This is a genomic window from Magnetospirillum sp. ME-1, from assembly GCF_002105535.1.
Taxonomy (GTDB): Bacteria; Pseudomonadota; Alphaproteobacteria; order Rhodospirillales; family Magnetospirillaceae; genus Phaeospirillum.
Genome location: NZ_CP015848.1, coordinates 2,798,337 through 2,813,239 on the forward strand (window position 1 = coordinate 2,798,337; position 14,903 = coordinate 2,813,239).

Annotated in this window: 13 protein-coding genes; all 13 read right to left on the reverse strand. The window is 65.7% G+C overall.

Features of this window, described 5'->3' with window-relative positions:
* Positions 1-23: 23 nt before the first annotated feature.
* The 13 genes from WV31_RS13290 to WV31_RS13345 are packed head-to-tail and all read right to left on the reverse strand — an operon-like array spanning position 24 to position 14,901.
* On the reverse strand, positions 24-905 hold the full coding sequence (locus WV31_RS13290) for a methyltransferase domain-containing protein (protein ID WP_085374016.1): 882 nt from the start codon (positions 903-905) through the stop codon (positions 24-26).
* Complete coding sequence (locus WV31_RS13295; RefSeq protein ID WP_085374017.1) at positions 902-2,497, reverse strand: hypothetical protein; 1,596 nt, start codon at positions 2,495-2,497, stop codon at positions 902-904. Before WV31_RS13295 ends, WV31_RS13290 begins: the two co-directional genes overlap by 4 nt.
* A gap of 3 nt (positions 2,498-2,500) precedes the next feature.
* On the reverse strand, positions 2,501-4,306 hold the full coding sequence (locus tag WV31_RS13300) for an ABC transporter ATP-binding protein (protein ID WP_085374018.1): 1,806 nt from the start codon (positions 4,304-4,306) through the stop codon (positions 2,501-2,503).
* On the reverse strand, positions 4,306-6,246 hold the full coding sequence (locus tag WV31_RS13305) for an alcohol dehydrogenase catalytic domain-containing protein (protein WP_085374019.1): 1,941 nt from the start codon (positions 6,244-6,246) through the stop codon (positions 4,306-4,308). The genes WV31_RS13300 and WV31_RS13305 overlap by 1 nt, the downstream gene beginning before the upstream one ends.
* Before the next feature lie 18 nt (positions 6,247-6,264).
* The gene (locus WV31_RS13310) at positions 6,265-7,218 is read right to left on the reverse strand and encodes a phosphoglycerate dehydrogenase (protein WP_085374020.1); all 954 of its coding nucleotides are present in this window, start codon (positions 7,216-7,218) and stop codon (positions 6,265-6,267) included.
* 19 nt (positions 7,219-7,237) lie between these two features.
* Positions 7,238-7,990 (reverse strand): 3-deoxy-manno-octulosonate cytidylyltransferase, encoded by a 753-nt coding sequence (locus WV31_RS13315; RefSeq protein ID WP_085374021.1) that lies wholly within the window; start codon positions 7,988-7,990, stop codon positions 7,238-7,240.
* Positions 7,991-8,020: 30 nt separating this feature from the next.
* The gene (locus tag WV31_RS13320; RefSeq protein ID WP_085374022.1) at positions 8,021-8,662 is read right to left on the reverse strand and encodes a cyclase family protein; all 642 of its coding nucleotides are present in this window, start codon (positions 8,660-8,662) and stop codon (positions 8,021-8,023) included.
* A gap of 3 nt (positions 8,663-8,665) precedes the next feature.
* Positions 8,666-9,664: a UDP-glucose 4-epimerase GalE gene (gene galE, locus WV31_RS13325; RefSeq protein WP_085374023.1), complete on the reverse strand. Its 999-nt coding sequence runs from the start codon at positions 9,662-9,664 to the stop codon at positions 8,666-8,668.
* Positions 9,665-11,221, reverse strand: a complete 1,557-nt coding sequence (locus WV31_RS13330) for a B12-binding domain-containing radical SAM protein (RefSeq protein ID WP_085374024.1) — start codon at positions 11,219-11,221, stop codon at positions 9,665-9,667. It abuts the gene before it with no gap.
* Between the two features lie 12 nt (positions 11,222-11,233).
* A complete protein-coding gene (locus tag WV31_RS13335; protein WP_085374025.1) occupies positions 11,234-12,280 on the reverse strand; it encodes a 6-hydroxymethylpterin diphosphokinase MptE-like protein in 1,047 nt (348 codons plus the stop codon).
* Between the two features lie 7 nt (positions 12,281-12,287).
* Positions 12,288-12,458 (reverse strand): hypothetical protein, encoded by a 171-nt coding sequence (locus WV31_RS22170; protein WP_168185944.1) that lies wholly within the window; start codon positions 12,456-12,458, stop codon positions 12,288-12,290.
* The gene (locus WV31_RS13340; RefSeq protein ID WP_237051291.1) at positions 12,455-13,177 is read right to left on the reverse strand and encodes an acylneuraminate cytidylyltransferase family protein; all 723 of its coding nucleotides are present in this window, start codon (positions 13,175-13,177) and stop codon (positions 12,455-12,457) included. Before WV31_RS13340 ends, WV31_RS22170 begins: the two co-directional genes overlap by 4 nt.
* Entirely contained in the window at positions 13,174-14,901 is a 1,728-nt protein-coding gene (locus tag WV31_RS13345; RefSeq protein ID WP_085374026.1) for a hypothetical protein, read from the reverse strand. Before WV31_RS13345 ends, WV31_RS13340 begins: the two co-directional genes overlap by 4 nt.
* Positions 14,902-14,903: the final 2 nt, after the last annotated feature.

Here is a 14,903-nt window from a genome sequence, read left to right on the forward strand (position 1 = left end):
GCTCAAAGTCAATGCCTGTTAAGCTACCAGCCGCTGTACCGGTCGGCCAGGGTCAGGTCGCGGCGCAGCCCCAAGGCGACGAAACCCTCGAAATCCAGCCTTTGCCACAGGGGCATGGTGGCAGCCAGCGGCGAGCGGAGGGGATACTGGCGGTAGATGCGGGTCATGACCGGCCGCCATCCCGCCAGCCGCGCCGCCAGCGACCAGTCGGCGGGGGAGAATTCGTAGATGTGCACCTGCTCCGGCGTCATCTTGGCCGGCATCCTGTGGTCCGGCCAGCGCAGCTGGGCGCCGCCGAAGCGCGAGCGGCGGCGGTAGGGCACCGTCGCCAGCAGCCAGTCGGCCGAGCCCTTCGCCGCCAGCCCGTGCAGGAAGCGGAGGGGATCGGTCAGATGCTCCAGCGTCTCGAAGGACAGGAATAGATCGGCCTTCAGGGTGGCGGGGTCCAGCTCCTCGGCCCGGCTGAGGACCGCCTCGCCGCCCTTGGCCCGGATCCGCTCGACGGCCTCCGGGTCCAGATTGACGCCGACGATGCGCTCCAGCCGGCCGGGGGGCGTCACCGCCCGCAGATAGCGGGCATGGGTGCCCGACGAATCGCCGATATCGACCACGGTCAGGCCGCCCGGCCCCATCAGGTCCAGCATGTCCAGGGTGGCCTGGACCTGGAAGGCGTGCTGGCCGCGCATTTTCAGATCCCAGAACGCCTGGAACTCCCGGGTGTCGAAGGTGCCGGTGTACTGGTCGGCGATGTCGGGGACCGCCTCTCTCAGCCGCCCGGCCAGGGCGTCCAGCCCCTGTTCGGCCAGGGCGGCGCGGATGGAGGCGGCCGAAAGGCGCTGGTACGCCGCGCGCGGCTCCAGGCCCACGGCGCGCAAGGCCCCTTTGGCCAGACCGAAGGCGCTCATGCGTCTCTTCCGCCCAGATGGGAACGCCAGAACTCCATATCCACCTCCGAGAACACCGGCGGGCAGTTGCCGGGAGGCGCCGCGCCCTTCAGGGCGGCTTCCAGTCCGGCGGCATCGGCGGCGTGATGCTCTATGCCCGGCGGCAGGATATCCATGGCCGGCATTCTTGACGACAGAAACCGTACGAAGGGAATGCCGGCCAACGCCGCTTCCAGCCCCACGGCGCTTTCCGCCGAGATCACCGCCGACAATGCGGGCTGACGGGGAAAGGGCGTCTCGGTCTCTTGCAGATGGGGCGCGGCAGGGACCGGCACCTTGTACATGGGGTGGTGCTTGATCAGGACGCGGCGGAAATCCACCGGCAGCGCCGCCAGGGCGTCGAGGATCTCCAGGGCGGTGCGCCGTACGCTGGGCAGGGCCACCAGCACCGGGGCCCGTGGGTCGAAGGCCGGGCCGCCGCCGGCGGGAAAGCGCAAGGCTCCCGCAATGGCCAGCCGCTGGGCGGGAACGCCCAGGGCCAGCAGATTGTCGCGATAGGCCGGACCGTTGCAGGCGATGATGTCGGGCAGTGCTCTCTCGCCGTCGGCGGCCGCGTCGGGCGACTGGCTGAAGCGGTGGCGGCCGACCACCGTATGCTGGTAGCCGACGGTGCCGAGGCCGAGCGCCCTGGCCCGGCGAACCAGCAGCCGCTCCCAGGGGTGGTTTTCCCATGGCCAGGCGATGGCCTGGGGACGAACCCGATCCAGCCAGCGGTTCTGGCAATGCTCCTGCCAGGCGGCCATGGCGGCGGCTCCGCCCGATCCTTCGATGGCGGCGGCGCGCCGCACCAGCCAGCCCCAGCGTCCCGCCCCCTGGGCGGCGGTGGGCCGCCAGCGGCGCAAGACCAGGGTGAGGGCGAAGGACAGACCGCCCCAGGCGTGCAGGCTGGCGCTGCGCCCATCTCCCGCCAGTTCGGTTGCCCGCGCCGCCGGACAATCGGTATGCAGGGCGCGGAGCAGGCCGGGAAACTGGGACATCAGGGGGCCGAAATAGGCGTCGTGACCCTGGGCATTGCTTTGCGGATGGCCATAGACCAGCAGGGCCGGGTGGCCGGGCGGATGATTTCGGCGGTGCGATCGGCAGGAAAGCGCCGCCCGCGCCACCTTCGCCGTCACCTTCAGCCGGGCGGCCAATCCCCGCAGTTTCAGTCCGAGCGTGATGGATGCCAGCGGCGGCGGCGCCATGGCCTCGATCCCCGGCCGGGCGGCCAGCAGACGGAACAGCCATGGATCGTCGCAGATCAGCAGGACGCGTTCCGGCCCGGCGGCCAAGTCCTCTGCCAGCAGCGCCCAGGCCATCATGGCCCCCAGATCCGAGGAGGACGGCGAACAGGTGGCGGCGAAGCTCCAGCGGGCCGAAGCAACCGTGGCCAGTTCCCGGGCCAACGCCCACCAATGCGCGGCCACGGCGTCGAAGGCCGCTTCCAGCCGTCCGGCCAGGCCGTCCAGCCGCCGCGACGGATCAAGCCCGGAAGGAGCGTCGCCGATGGCGGCCCAATGGTCCCAGCCGTGAACGCCGGGGGCATCGCCGGATCGGGCCAGAAGCACGGTCATGATTCAGCCGGGAACCAGCGAGAGGTCGCCACGCCGCACCAGGGCGGCGAAATCGGCGTTGCGGGCCTGCAATTCGTCGAAGGGGCCGGAATCGACGATGCGTCCCTGATCCATCAGCACGATGCGGTCGCAATGGCGCACCGTGGACAGGCGATGGGCGATGACGATGAAGGTCTTGGCGCCATGCAACTCGGCGACGGTGCGGGTGATCTCGTGTTCCGTCTCGGTGTCCAGCGCCGAAGTGGCTTCGTCCATCACCAGCACGTCGGGATCGTGGTACAGGGCGCGGGCGATGCCGATGCGCTGGCGCTGGCCGCCCGACAGGCGCACGCCGCCCTCGCCCAGTCTGGTGTGCATACCCTCGGGCAGGGATTCCACCATGGCGCTCAGATGGGCGGCGTCCAGGGCGTAGGAAATCCTTTCCTCGTCGATCTGGTCGTCGGGAAGGCCGAAGGCGATGTTGCGGCGAATGGAGGCGTCGGTGATGAAGATCTGCTGCGGCACATAACCGATGCGCCGCTGCCAGCCGCCGATGGCGTCCGTGACATCCGCGTCGTCCACCAGGATGCGGCCCGTTTGCGGCCGCAGGACGCCCAGCACCACATCGACCAGCGTGCTCTTGCCGGCGCCCGACCGGCCGACGATGCCGATGGATTCGCCTTTGGCGACGGTCAGCGAGGCATGGGCCAGCGCCGCCGTATCGCGGCCTTCATAGGCGAAGCACAGATCATCCAGCCGCAATTGCCGCTCGAACGGAATCGGTTCCGGCCGTGGTCCGGGCGGCGGCGGTTCGGGCAGGAGGCCAAGGTCGGTGGCGACGTTGTCCACCGGCACGGCGCCCAGATGGATATTGCCGCTGGCCATCAGCAGGCGGTTCGCCGAGGGAATCATGCGAAAGCCCGCTGCGGCGAACAGGCCCAGGGTGGCCATCATCTCCTGGACCGGCTTGCCCTGCCGCACCAGCACCAGGATGGCCATCACCATGCCCAGCACCATGACGATTTCCATGAAATGGCGCGGCAGAGCCTGGAGGAACTTGGCTTGGCCGTTGATTTCGGCCAGTTCGGCCAGGGGGGTGCGTACCGCCTGGGTGAACGTCTCGGTCCGTCCCAGGACACGGATCTCCTTGACGGCGCCCAGCCCCTCGTTGAGGGCGAGAAGCGTGGCGTTGAATGCCTTGTCTTGCTGCCGGCTCCAGCCGCGCATCCGGCGGGAGAACAGGACGTAGAAGGCGCCGACGCACAGGCCGAGGAAGGCGGCGGCGCTGACCGTCACCACGGCATTGGCCAGCAGCAGCGTGGTCAGGATCGCCGCCACCGCCAGGGCCTCGGTCACGATATCGACGAACGAGAACAGCACATTGTTCAGCGCCGACGACACCGACGAATTGATGGCCACCACCAATTCCGAGGAGTTGCGCCGCAGGTGGAAGTCATAGGGGGCATTCATGTACCGGCGCATTAGCCGTTCCGACAGCGCGACCTGATGGTGCCTGACGAAGCGGGCGCGGTACCAGGTGGCGTAGAGCAGCACTGCGTTCTTGAAGACGAACACCGCCATCACCAGGGCCACGGCAACCTGGATCGGGTGGTGGACCACGTCCAGGCCCAGCCCGACCATCCGCTCGCGCAGGGCGGGATAGCGGTCCAGGGCGTTGGGATTGCCTACCACCTCGATGAAGGGAAACAGGATTCCCAGGCTGAGGCCTTCCAGCAGCGAGGACGACAGGGCCAGCATCCCCAGCCAGACCAGCCCCGGCCACGATTCGCGGCCGAGGACGGTCAGGCATTGGGCGATGGTCTTGCGCATCAGGCGTCCACGTCCAGGATGACCTTCAGCACGCCGGGCCGCTTGCTGGCGGTCCAGGCGGCGGCGAACTGGTCGAGCGGCATGCGGTTCTCGCCCAGGCGCGAGAAGTCCAGGGTGGGAAGCAGGCGGATGGCCTCGTCGAAATCTGCGGCCGTGCTGCCCACCGAACCGACCACTACTTTGTCGTAGGCGGCGATGGCCTCGAACGAAAAGCTGCGCTGGCCGTAGGGCAGGCCCAGCAGCAGGATGGCCGCCCCGGCCGGGCTGCGGTGCAAGGTGGTGTCCAGCGCCTCGGGGCTGCCGGTCGCTTCGACGATGGCGCCGCACTCCGCCAGCCCGGCCAGATCGGCGCTGGTGGCGATGCCGCTTCCGGCGAAGAAGGCCAGACGCTCGGGGGCGCGGTCGAACACGGTGACGTCCAGGCCGCGCGCCGCCAGGACGCGGGCGCAGATATGGCCGATGGGGCCGGCGCCCACCACGCCGCAGCGCGGGCGGCGGGCGGCGTCGTCCAGGCGGGCGACGCCCGCCAGGCGGCGCAGACCTTTCAGCACCACGGCCAGCGGCTCGGCCAGGGCGGCGGCGGCCAGGTCGGTACCGGGTTCCAGCTTGTGGACGAAGCGGGCCGGCACCACCACGAAATGGGCATAGGCGCCATCGCGGCGGAACACGCCGACCTCGGTACGCTCGGCGCAGCCGATAAAATTGCCGGCCAGGCATTCGGGGCAGATGCCGCAGCTTTGGATGCATTCGACCACCACCGGGTCATTCTCGGCCAGATGGGCGACGTTCTGGCCGATGGCGGCGATGCGGCCCGAGAATTCGTGTCCCGGCACGATGGGATAATGGGCCAGTCCGTTCTTGAAGTAGCCGAGTGTGCCGTTGAGGATTTCCAGGTCGGTGGCGCAGACGGCCACGTGGGCGACGCGGATCAGGGCGTCGCCGGGCTTGACCTCGGGGATGGCGACGTCTTCCAGGGTGGCGCGGCCGGGGCCGTGGACCACCACCGCCGTGGAGTGGCGATCGAACAGGATGTCCTCTCTTTCCTCGGCGGTCTCCAGGGGATGGGCTTCCAGTAGCCCACGCATGGTACCGTACAGCTTGTTGGCCCGGAACAGGGCGATTTCCGCCAGCCGCCCCCCCAGGCCCAGGCGCCGGGCGCAAGGATTGCTGCCGGGCAACACGGCCTTGGCGAAATCCAGGGCGGTCCACAGGATCTCCCGGCCCATCTCACCCGGCACGTCGGCGCGGCGGCGGATGCCGATGCGCCGCGCCGCCACCGCCTCGCGGTAATAGCGCCGCCGTACCTGACGCCAGGTTTCCTCGTGAATGTGGTAGAGCGCGGCCTCGGGTTCGTAGATGACCCGCTTGCCGCGCTCCATCCAGTGCTTGGCCCAGTCGATGTCTTCCAGGCCGGTCAGCAGTTCGTCGAAGGGATAGTCCCGCCACAGATCCTTGCGGATGGCGGAATTGGCGTTGTTGGCGAAGAAGCGCGGCGGCTTCAAGTCCAGGCGCTCGGTGCCGAAGGTGCGCAGGAAATCCTCGACCTCGCTGAACTTGGAGGATTCCACCCCCAATTGCCGACCGTAGGACATGGCGACGTCGTCCTGGCGCAAGGGGGCGACCAGGCGTTCCATCCAGTCGGGATCGGCGGGCACCGTATGGGCCGAGACGATGGCCATGAAGCGGCCCAGGGCGGCCCGGATGCCCACGTTCAGGGAATAGCCGAAGGTGAAGTCGTGACTGGAAATGCGGATCACCCGTGCGCCGTGCTCGGCGGCGATCTCGCGCGAGCGGTCGAGCGAGCCGGAATCCACCAGCAGCACCTCGAAATCCCGATAGCGCTGGGCCGCCAGCGCCTCGAACAGGGCGGGAAGGTGCTTTTCCTCGTTGAAGGCGCGGACGATGACGGAGGTTTCGACGATGGGGGCCGGGGTTTCCATGGGCGGGTCCGGTTCGCGTCAGCCGCGCGCCTCGGCCTCCGCCAGACCCAGGAACAGCTCCTTCAGGCTGTTCTCGTGGATGCGGCCCCAGGCCTTGGGGCTGGAATTGCTGTTGTGGGGCGCGATCAGCACGTTGTCCATGGCCAGCAGCGGGCTGTTCTCGGGCAGCGGCTCGTCCTCGAACACGTCCATGGCGGCACCGGCGATCTCACCCGATTGCAGGGCGGCGACCAGGGCCTTCTCGTCGACGATGGGCCCGCGCGCCGCGTTGATCATCACCGCGCTGTTCTTCATGCGGCGGAACTGGGCGGTGCTCATCAGGTGGTGGGAGGTGGAGTTGAGGTCGCAATTGACCGAGACGAAATCGGATTCGGCCAGCAGGGTGTCCAGCGACACCATTTCGACGCCCAGCGCCTTGACGTGGCCGGGATGGATCTCGCGGATGTCGGTGCCGAGCAGACGCGCCCCGAACGGCTGGGCGCGGCGCAGCACGCCCGAGCCGGTGGCGCCGACGCCGATCACGCCGATGGTGGATTCGTTCAGCGCCTGGCCGGGGATCTTCTTCCACACCCCGGCCTTCATGGCGCGGTCCATGCTGACCAGATTGCGGGCGAAGCACAGGATGTAGCCCAGCACGGTGTCGGCCACCGGCTCGGTGAAGGCGTCGGGGGTGCGGCAGACCTTGATGCCGCGCTGCGCGGCGGCCTCGGAATCGATGGAATCGATGCCGGTGCCCCATTTGGTGATGACCTTCAGGCGTGGCGCCGCGTCCATTACCTTGGCGGTAAAGCGGTCGTCGCCGCAGATGATGCCGTCGAAATCGGCGATGACCTTCAACAGGTCGGCCTCTTCCAGGCGCTCCAGCACCTCGGCCTTGACGTATTCGGCGTCATGGGCGGCAAACGTTCCGGCGAACGAATCGATCACCGGCAGCATGTAGGGCGCCGAAATCAGAATCTTCCACTTGGCCATGGACCCTTGTCCCCTTCCTTCAGGAATAGCGGGCCAGCAGGGGGTCGCCCCGCAGCATCTCGCCCACCCGCTCCAGCTCTTCCGGGCGGTCCACCGCCTGGGTGGAGTGGGCGGTTTCCACCATGCGGACCCGGTGTCCGTGCTCGATCAGCCGCATCATGTCGATGGATTCGGCGATTTCAAGCGGCGTCGGCGCCAGACGGGTGTAGCGCATGAGGCCGTCGCGGGTGAAGGGAATGATGCACACCTGCTTGTAGGCGGCGAATTCCCCGAAGCGCAGGCGCTCGCGGGTGGGGATGGGCTCGCGCGACATATAGAGCGCGAAGCCGGCCAGGTCGACCACCACCTTGATGGTGTCGCGGTTGTTGAAATCGGCCTCGGTGTCGATGCGCTTCATCAGGTTGACGCATTCGGTGCCCGGCTCGTTGCGGAACGGGACCAGGGATTCCGAGATCATTCCGGGATGGGTCATGGGCTCGTCGCCCTGGACCATGACGATGATGTCGGCGTCAATGCCGGCGGCGGCCTCGGCGATGCGGTCGGAGGCACGCTCATGGGTGTCGGCGGTCATGATGGCCTTGCCGCCGAAGCCTTCCACCGCGCTTCTGATTTCCTCGTCGCAGGTGGCGACGTAGGTCTCGGCCAGTTCGGGGCAAAGCGCGGTGCGGCGGTAGACGTGTTCCAGCATGGGGCGGCCCAGGATGGGCGCCAGCGGCTTGCCGGGAAAACGCGACGAGCCCATGCGGGCCGGAATCATGGCGACGACCTTCATCGAAACCTCAGGCTGGGACGATTGCCGAATTCAGTCCTGCATTAGCACGACGCGGGCCGGAGCGCCATCGGCGCCTGGCAATTTCAGCGGCAGGCAGATCAGGGTGCCGGCCCCCGGCGACGCCTGGCGCAGGTCCAGGCCTTCCAGCGGGATGATCCCGGCGGCCAACAGGATGGTGTGGGTGGGGTTGCCGGGGGGCGCGTCGAAGGGCTCGACCGACAGGTAATCGACCCCCACCAGCCGCACCCCGGCCTCGACCAGCCATCGGGCGGCATCCGGAGCCAGGGCGACGAAATCCTGGTGGAAGGGGTGGCCGGGATCGGTCCACAGGGCGGAATTGGGCGTGCGCAGCAGCAGGCGCCGGGTGCCGGCGGGAATGCCCGCCGCCTCCAAGTCGGCGGCGGTGATGGCGCGGTGCTGGTCCAGCTCCGCCACCCAGGCCGGACCGATCAGCACGTCCAGGTCCAGTGTCTCGACGCCGGCCGCGCCCTCGATGAAATGGACCGGCGCGTCCACATGGGTGCCGAAATGCATGGCTGCCGACAGATGGGTGACGTTGGCGGCGTCGCCGTCCTTGATGCTGGCGATGCGGCGGACGGTGGGCTTGGGCTCGCCCGGCCAGGCGGGCAGGCGCGAATCGTAGGGAAGGGTGAGGTCGATCAGCCGCCCCATGCCTCAGCCCTTCGCGGCGGCCAGCAGACGGCGCTCCCAGGCCAGGGCGGTGGCGACGATGGTGTCGAGATCGTCCAGCCGCGGCGTCCAGCCCAGGGTATGGCGCAGGCGGGAGGAATCGGCCACCAGCTCGGCGGAATCGCCGGCGCGGCGCGGGGCCACGGTGACCGGCAGGGTGCATTGGGCGGCCTTCTCCACCGCGGAGATCACCTGGCGGACGGAAAAACCGCGGCCGTAGCCCACATTGGCCACCAGATTGCTCCGCTCGGCCAACAGATAGCGCAGCGCCGCCACATGGGCGTCGGCCAGGTCGGAGACGTGGATGTAGTCGCGCACGCAGGTACCGTCGATGGTGGGGTAATCGTCGCCGAACAAGGCCATGCCCGGCCGGCGGCCCAGGGCGGCCTCGCAGGCCACCTTGATCAGGTGGGTGGCTTCGGGCGTACACTGGCCGGTGCGGCCCCGGGGGTCGGCGCCCGCCACGTTGAAGTAGCGCAGGGCGGCATAGCGCAGCGGCGTGGCGGCGGCCACGTCGCGCAGCATCCACTCGGTCATCAGCTTGGAGGTGCCGTAGGGATTGATGGGGGCGGGCGTCATGTCCTCGGTGGCCGGCAGGCTGGCCGGCATGCCGTAGACGGCGGCGGTGGACGAGAAGATCAGGGTGTGGACGCCTGCCGCCAGACAGGACTCGATCAGGCTGCGGCTGACCACGGTGTTGTTGTGATAGTACTTCAGCGGGTCGGTGACCGATTCCGGCACCACGATGGAGCCGGCGAAATGCAGGACGGCGACGCAGCCATGCTCCTTCAGTACCGAGCGCACCAGGTCCCCGTCGCCCGCGTCGCCTTCCACCAGCGGCACCCCGTCCGGCACCGAGTCTCGCCGGCCGGTGGACAGGTTGTCCACCACCACCACCGGCCAGCCGGCGTCGACCAGGGCCAGAACCACATGGCTGCCGATATAGCCGGCGCCGCCGGTGACCAGGACGGGCGAAAGCGTCATCTATTCCGCGGCCTTGTCTTCGATATAGAGGGTCGAGGGGCTTCCGTCCGGGATGTTGTGGACCCGCCGCCACAGGGCTTCGTACTCGTCCAGCTTGCGGGTGTCGCGAGCCAGCATCAGTTCGCGCAGGCCGATCAGTTCAACGGCGTTGAAATTATGGCTGATGACGGCGGAAATCTTGCTGGCATCGCCCAGGTCCAGAATGAAAGCCTCGAGATCGCCGCCGTACTGGCGCTCGATGGACGCACGATAGACGGTGAACCATTCGCTGCCTGGATAGGGCGTGGCGAAGTGGGGCTTGACCAGCATTCCGAGATCGTCCCAGGCGCGCATGTTGGCGCGGATGGACTCGAAATCCTCAGCGGGGAACCCGATGATCTGGTTGGGCACCGGGCGGATACCCGCCTCGAGGGTCCAGAAGAAGCTGCGGATGTTGGTTTTGGGAGTCGAACCCTTGCCCACGGTCTTGAGCACGTGGGGGGCGAAGGATTCGTAGCCGTAGACCAGATGGGCGCAGCCCGCTTGGCGCATGATTTTGAGGATTTCCGGGGTACACAAGGTGGCGTGGCTAGTGCCCGACCAATGAACGCCGGTCCAGCTCACCACGTTGCCCTCGACGTCGCGCTGATATTCCGGGGCCAAGCCGTTTTCGTGCCACAGCCGGCAGATTTCCTTGAGCCAGGTGCGCCCGGAATACTGGTCCATGGTCATCAGGTTCTCGTCGAGGAATAAGATGTAGTCCAGGTCGTACTTGTCCCGCATGTGGCGGGCCATCTTCACGATGTATTCAGGGCTGTGGTAGCGGATGGTGCGGGTATAGGTGCCGGGCTTGTCGAAGGCCACCTCGACGCTGCCGTCGGCGGCGGTCTCGTAGCGCATGTCGCCGGCGATACCCAGATGATAGCAGTACCGGCACACTAGCGAGCAGCCGTAGCTGGCGTTGATGTCCAGGCGGCGCTTGGCCATCATGCCCTCGGCCGAGAACACCATCTCGGAATTCTTGAAATAAACCTCTTCGAGGGGGAACAGGTCCCAGGCCGGATAGGGCAGGGAATCCAGGTCGTGGATCAATCCCCGCTGTGGCGCCATGGCCAGTTTGCCGTCGGCGGTACGTGAAATGGTGCCGGGAATGCTGGACCAGTCACGCCGGCCCTCATCGACCATGGACAGGATGTCGGGGAAGGTCTCGAAGGCCTCGCCGATGACGCCCACATCCACCTCGGGCAGGAATCCCATCATGTCCTTGGGCAGCGAGGTCAGAATGCCGCCGCCCAGGACGATCACGGCCGCGGGACATACCTCGCGCGCCACGCTGACAATGGATTTGATCGAGCCGTAGGTGGTGGTCATGCCGCCCAGCGCGACCACCTGCCAGTCGTCTGCGGCCAGCACCTCGCGCAAGGTGTCCTCGCCCAGCCGCCAGGCATTGGCGTCGTAAACCTGAACCAGATGACCCTTGTCCATGGCAATGGCGGCAAGCAGCGCGATTCCGTAGGGGACGTGACGTGGGACGTCCTCTTCGCGCACGACAGGGTTGATAAACAGTACTTTTGCCATGATCAGGGGGCCTTATCTGGAAATCGGGCCGCAGGTGGACAGGAAGTCGGCCAGCGGCTCAAAATTAATATGGTCACCGAACAGGATGCCTCCCTGGGTGCAGTTATAGGTTCGGCAATCGGCATCGACGGCCATCTCCAAGAATGCCTGTCGATACCAGAAATAGGCAGGGTCGGTGTAAAACCAAGCCCCGATATGAGGGTTGAAGATGCGGACGAAGATTTTTTCCAGGTTCTCTTCGCCGACCAGGTCCACCGCCTCGTGATAGTATTGCGTGCTGGTATAGGGCGTGTCGTCGTAATAGGAAAAGTCCATGCCGGTAAGCGCGACATGAGCCTTGCCGAGTACGGCATGCGCCAGCATCCAAGCAGCCGAACCGACATTGCCGCCGGCGTTCAGGCACGGCATGCGGTTCATGCGGTAGAGGCTGCGGGTTTGGCTGTCGGCTTGGTCCGGGTCGTCCAGCATGGGATTCCACCAGTGGATCGGCATGCCAACATCGAGCACTCGGTTGACCACGGCCTCGGAGGCCGAAGTCGCCATGGCGATGTGGATGTTGCGGCCGTGCCGACTTAGCAGGTCGAGAATTTCCTCGTTGGCGCGCATTTCGTCGGCATAGGCGGTGTCCATCTCCTGGCGGCGGTAATAATCATCGGCATCCACCTTGTCAGCATGCAGCGTCGGGTCGCCGAACCAGCGCACGATCCGGGTAGCGTGTGGATCGAGGGTAACTGTCAGATGGGGCACGACGCCGTTGCGCAGGCAGTAATAGAGCGCGCTTTCCGTGGCGATGATGGTGCCTTCGTAGCCGCTTTCCTTGATCAGCCTGATGGGGTCATGGCGGCGTATGGAGGGGCCGGCGGCGATGATGATGGCACTGTCTCCCTCACCCAGCGGCAGATCGCGCAGGGTGGACAGCGAGGTGCCGCGATCCAGTACCGCCTGATTGCGCCGGGCGTTTTCCAAGATCAGATCGCCATAGCGGTCCAAGGTGAAATCGTTCATCCGCGGCATCATCTGCATCAGCAGTTCACCGCCCTCCATGCGGGCTTCGGTCATGAACGGATCAGTCCTTCAGGTCCCAGGCGACTTTTTTCTTGGAAACGAAGACGATGGAGCCGCCCAGGCGTTTGAGCGCCTCGCGCTCGAACTGCGATTCCAGGTCGTTGGGCTGCTTTTCCTGTTCGATGCTGACGTTCTTGGCGGGAGTGAAGTTGCCTTTGAGGATGGAACTCATGGACGCGATCCTTGGTTGATGACTGTGGTGTGGCGCAGGCCCATCAGGGCTTTGGCCAGCAGGTAGTCGGCTTGCGTATCGACGTCTACCGAACGGTCGGAGGGCATAATATGGGCCTGGGTTTCCGAAGTGAAGAAAGTTCGCTCCCGCCGGAACCATTCGGTCCGCGCGACGTAGACCGCGCCATTGAATGCATACGTGGCGTCCAGTAACTGGCGGCGGTTGGCAGCCCCCTCGGGCTCGACCACGCGTTGCATGCGGCCGTCTTCGCCCACATGCACCATCCATTCCGGCGGTTTGGTGGGCGAGATGGTGAGGCAGGCAGGCGCGCCGGCCCGCTCGCATGCCTCAAGGCAGTCATCGATATCCTGTCCTAGTCGTAGTGGCGACGTCGCTTGGAGCAACACCACGTATTCGTAGGCCTGTTCCAGGGCATCCATGGCGTGGATCAGGACATCGATGATGCTAGCCTCTTCGGTTGCTAGTTCTGCCGGACGTATGAACGGCACTTCACAATTCCATGCCTGGGCGGTTGCGATGATCGCCTCGTCGTCGGTAGACAAGATAGTGCGATCAAGGTAACGGCTGGCTTGGGCGGCGGCGATGCTCCAGGCGATCATCGGCCGGCCGGCCACATCGAGAATATTCTTACGGGGCAGGCCCTTGGAGCCGCCACGAGCTACGATCACGGCCAGAACCGAGCGCTTGCCGATCATCATGGCACCTGCCAGGGTGGCAGCCCTATATCGGCGCGGACCACGTCCTCGCGGAGTTCACCCACCAGACCCATCAGCGTGTCGTAGACGGCACGGGGATAGGTCCATCGTCCAGCCTCCAGGTCCGCTATGCGGTGGATGGCTTGCTGCGCATCGCTCACGCAGAAATCGGGAAACTCGCGATAACTGAGGTGCCAGACACTGGTGCCGGGGTCGATGGCGAATGTGAATGCTCCCAATTGGATGCCCTCGATGGCAATGGTGGAGAAATCGGAGAAGGCGTAGCTGTTTTCCACCAGCAGATCGTATGAATCGGCGTCCGTGTAGTGAACGTTCGCAAGTCCTCGCGTGGCTTGAAAGATCTTGCCGCAGGCGTGGTGAAAGGTCGGGTTACCCTTGATCTTGACCAGAACGCGACGTTCGCCAAAGTGGTTCGCCAGATTCGTGATGAAATCGATCATTTCCTGTTCGTATGGAGCCGAGTTCAGGAAGATGACGATATCCGGCCTGCGGGGGTTGTCCAGACGGGCCTGGCGCTCGCGGGTTAGGCCCGCCGAGGAAATCGGCCGCAGCGTGAGATTCGCGCCCCAGTGAGCCTGGTACGTCCCCAGGAAAGGATGTTCCGAGGTTACGTAGCAGACATCCAGGTCGATATGACGGAAAAAGGGACTGATGACTTGGCAGCAGGGGATGCCATGAATCTGCCCCATCGCCTTTACTCCGGCACTGCGCAATTCTTGGGTTCGGATGATATGCTCCTCGGAATATTCATTATGTCCATAGAAGACATCGAATTTATGATTGAGGAGAAAAGCCCGCACCTTCACCCGCTTGAAGGGCAGCATGGCGATGCGCCAGAAATGTGACGGCTGCAGATGGAATATGGAGGTTGCCAGTTGAATGGTACCCCTGGCCATCAACCAAATTAGGTCAAGCGCGCCTTCAGGCGACAAGCGTGCCTCATTATAGCCACCCAGATGGCTGGTCTCGATCAGCGGTAGGATGGCGGCGGGGCTCTCACCCTCTGGCAGGGCGACGTAAAGATCGGCGGGATCATCCAGTACCCGGCGGTAGAAGGCCAACTGATGCTGGACCCAGATGTTACATGCGACCCGCCAGGATTTCACCGCGATGGCACCGAGCCGCACCCGAAATAATAACCAGCCGGCACCCACGACCAGGGCCAGAAAGACCGTCAATGTGTTGCAGATAATCCTCGGAAACCGTTTGGGCGCCAAGCGGACAGCCAGGTCTTCGCCATAGGCGATGGCCGCGATACGACTCAAATCGTTGTCGGCTCCCAGGAGCACCATGTCGTCATCCGGATATTCGCGCAGAGCCAAGTCGGCCATACCAAGGATGGCGATGGAGCGGATCAGGTGGTTCCAACTGGCCAGCCGAGCGGCTAGGCCGTAGTCCCCCAGGGGCTGCTCGGCCTCGCTTCCGCCCAGCACCCGGTCCACCCAGTCCTCAAGCTTCCGGAAGTCGAAATGAAGATGGACGTAATGCACCGCACCGGCATAGCGCCGCATGATGGGCATTGCTTCTTCCAGCGGCACGTGAACGTCCAGACGCTCCAGCCAGGCTCCAAGCCGGACCAGTATGATACGGAGCGGCGGAAAGATCGCTTCGATGGTAAGAAGGGTGAAAGGAACGCGGCGCCAAGCCATCAGCACGACGGGAAGGAGCGAAAGCTCGTTCAAGACGACTAGGCGGCGAACGAACATAC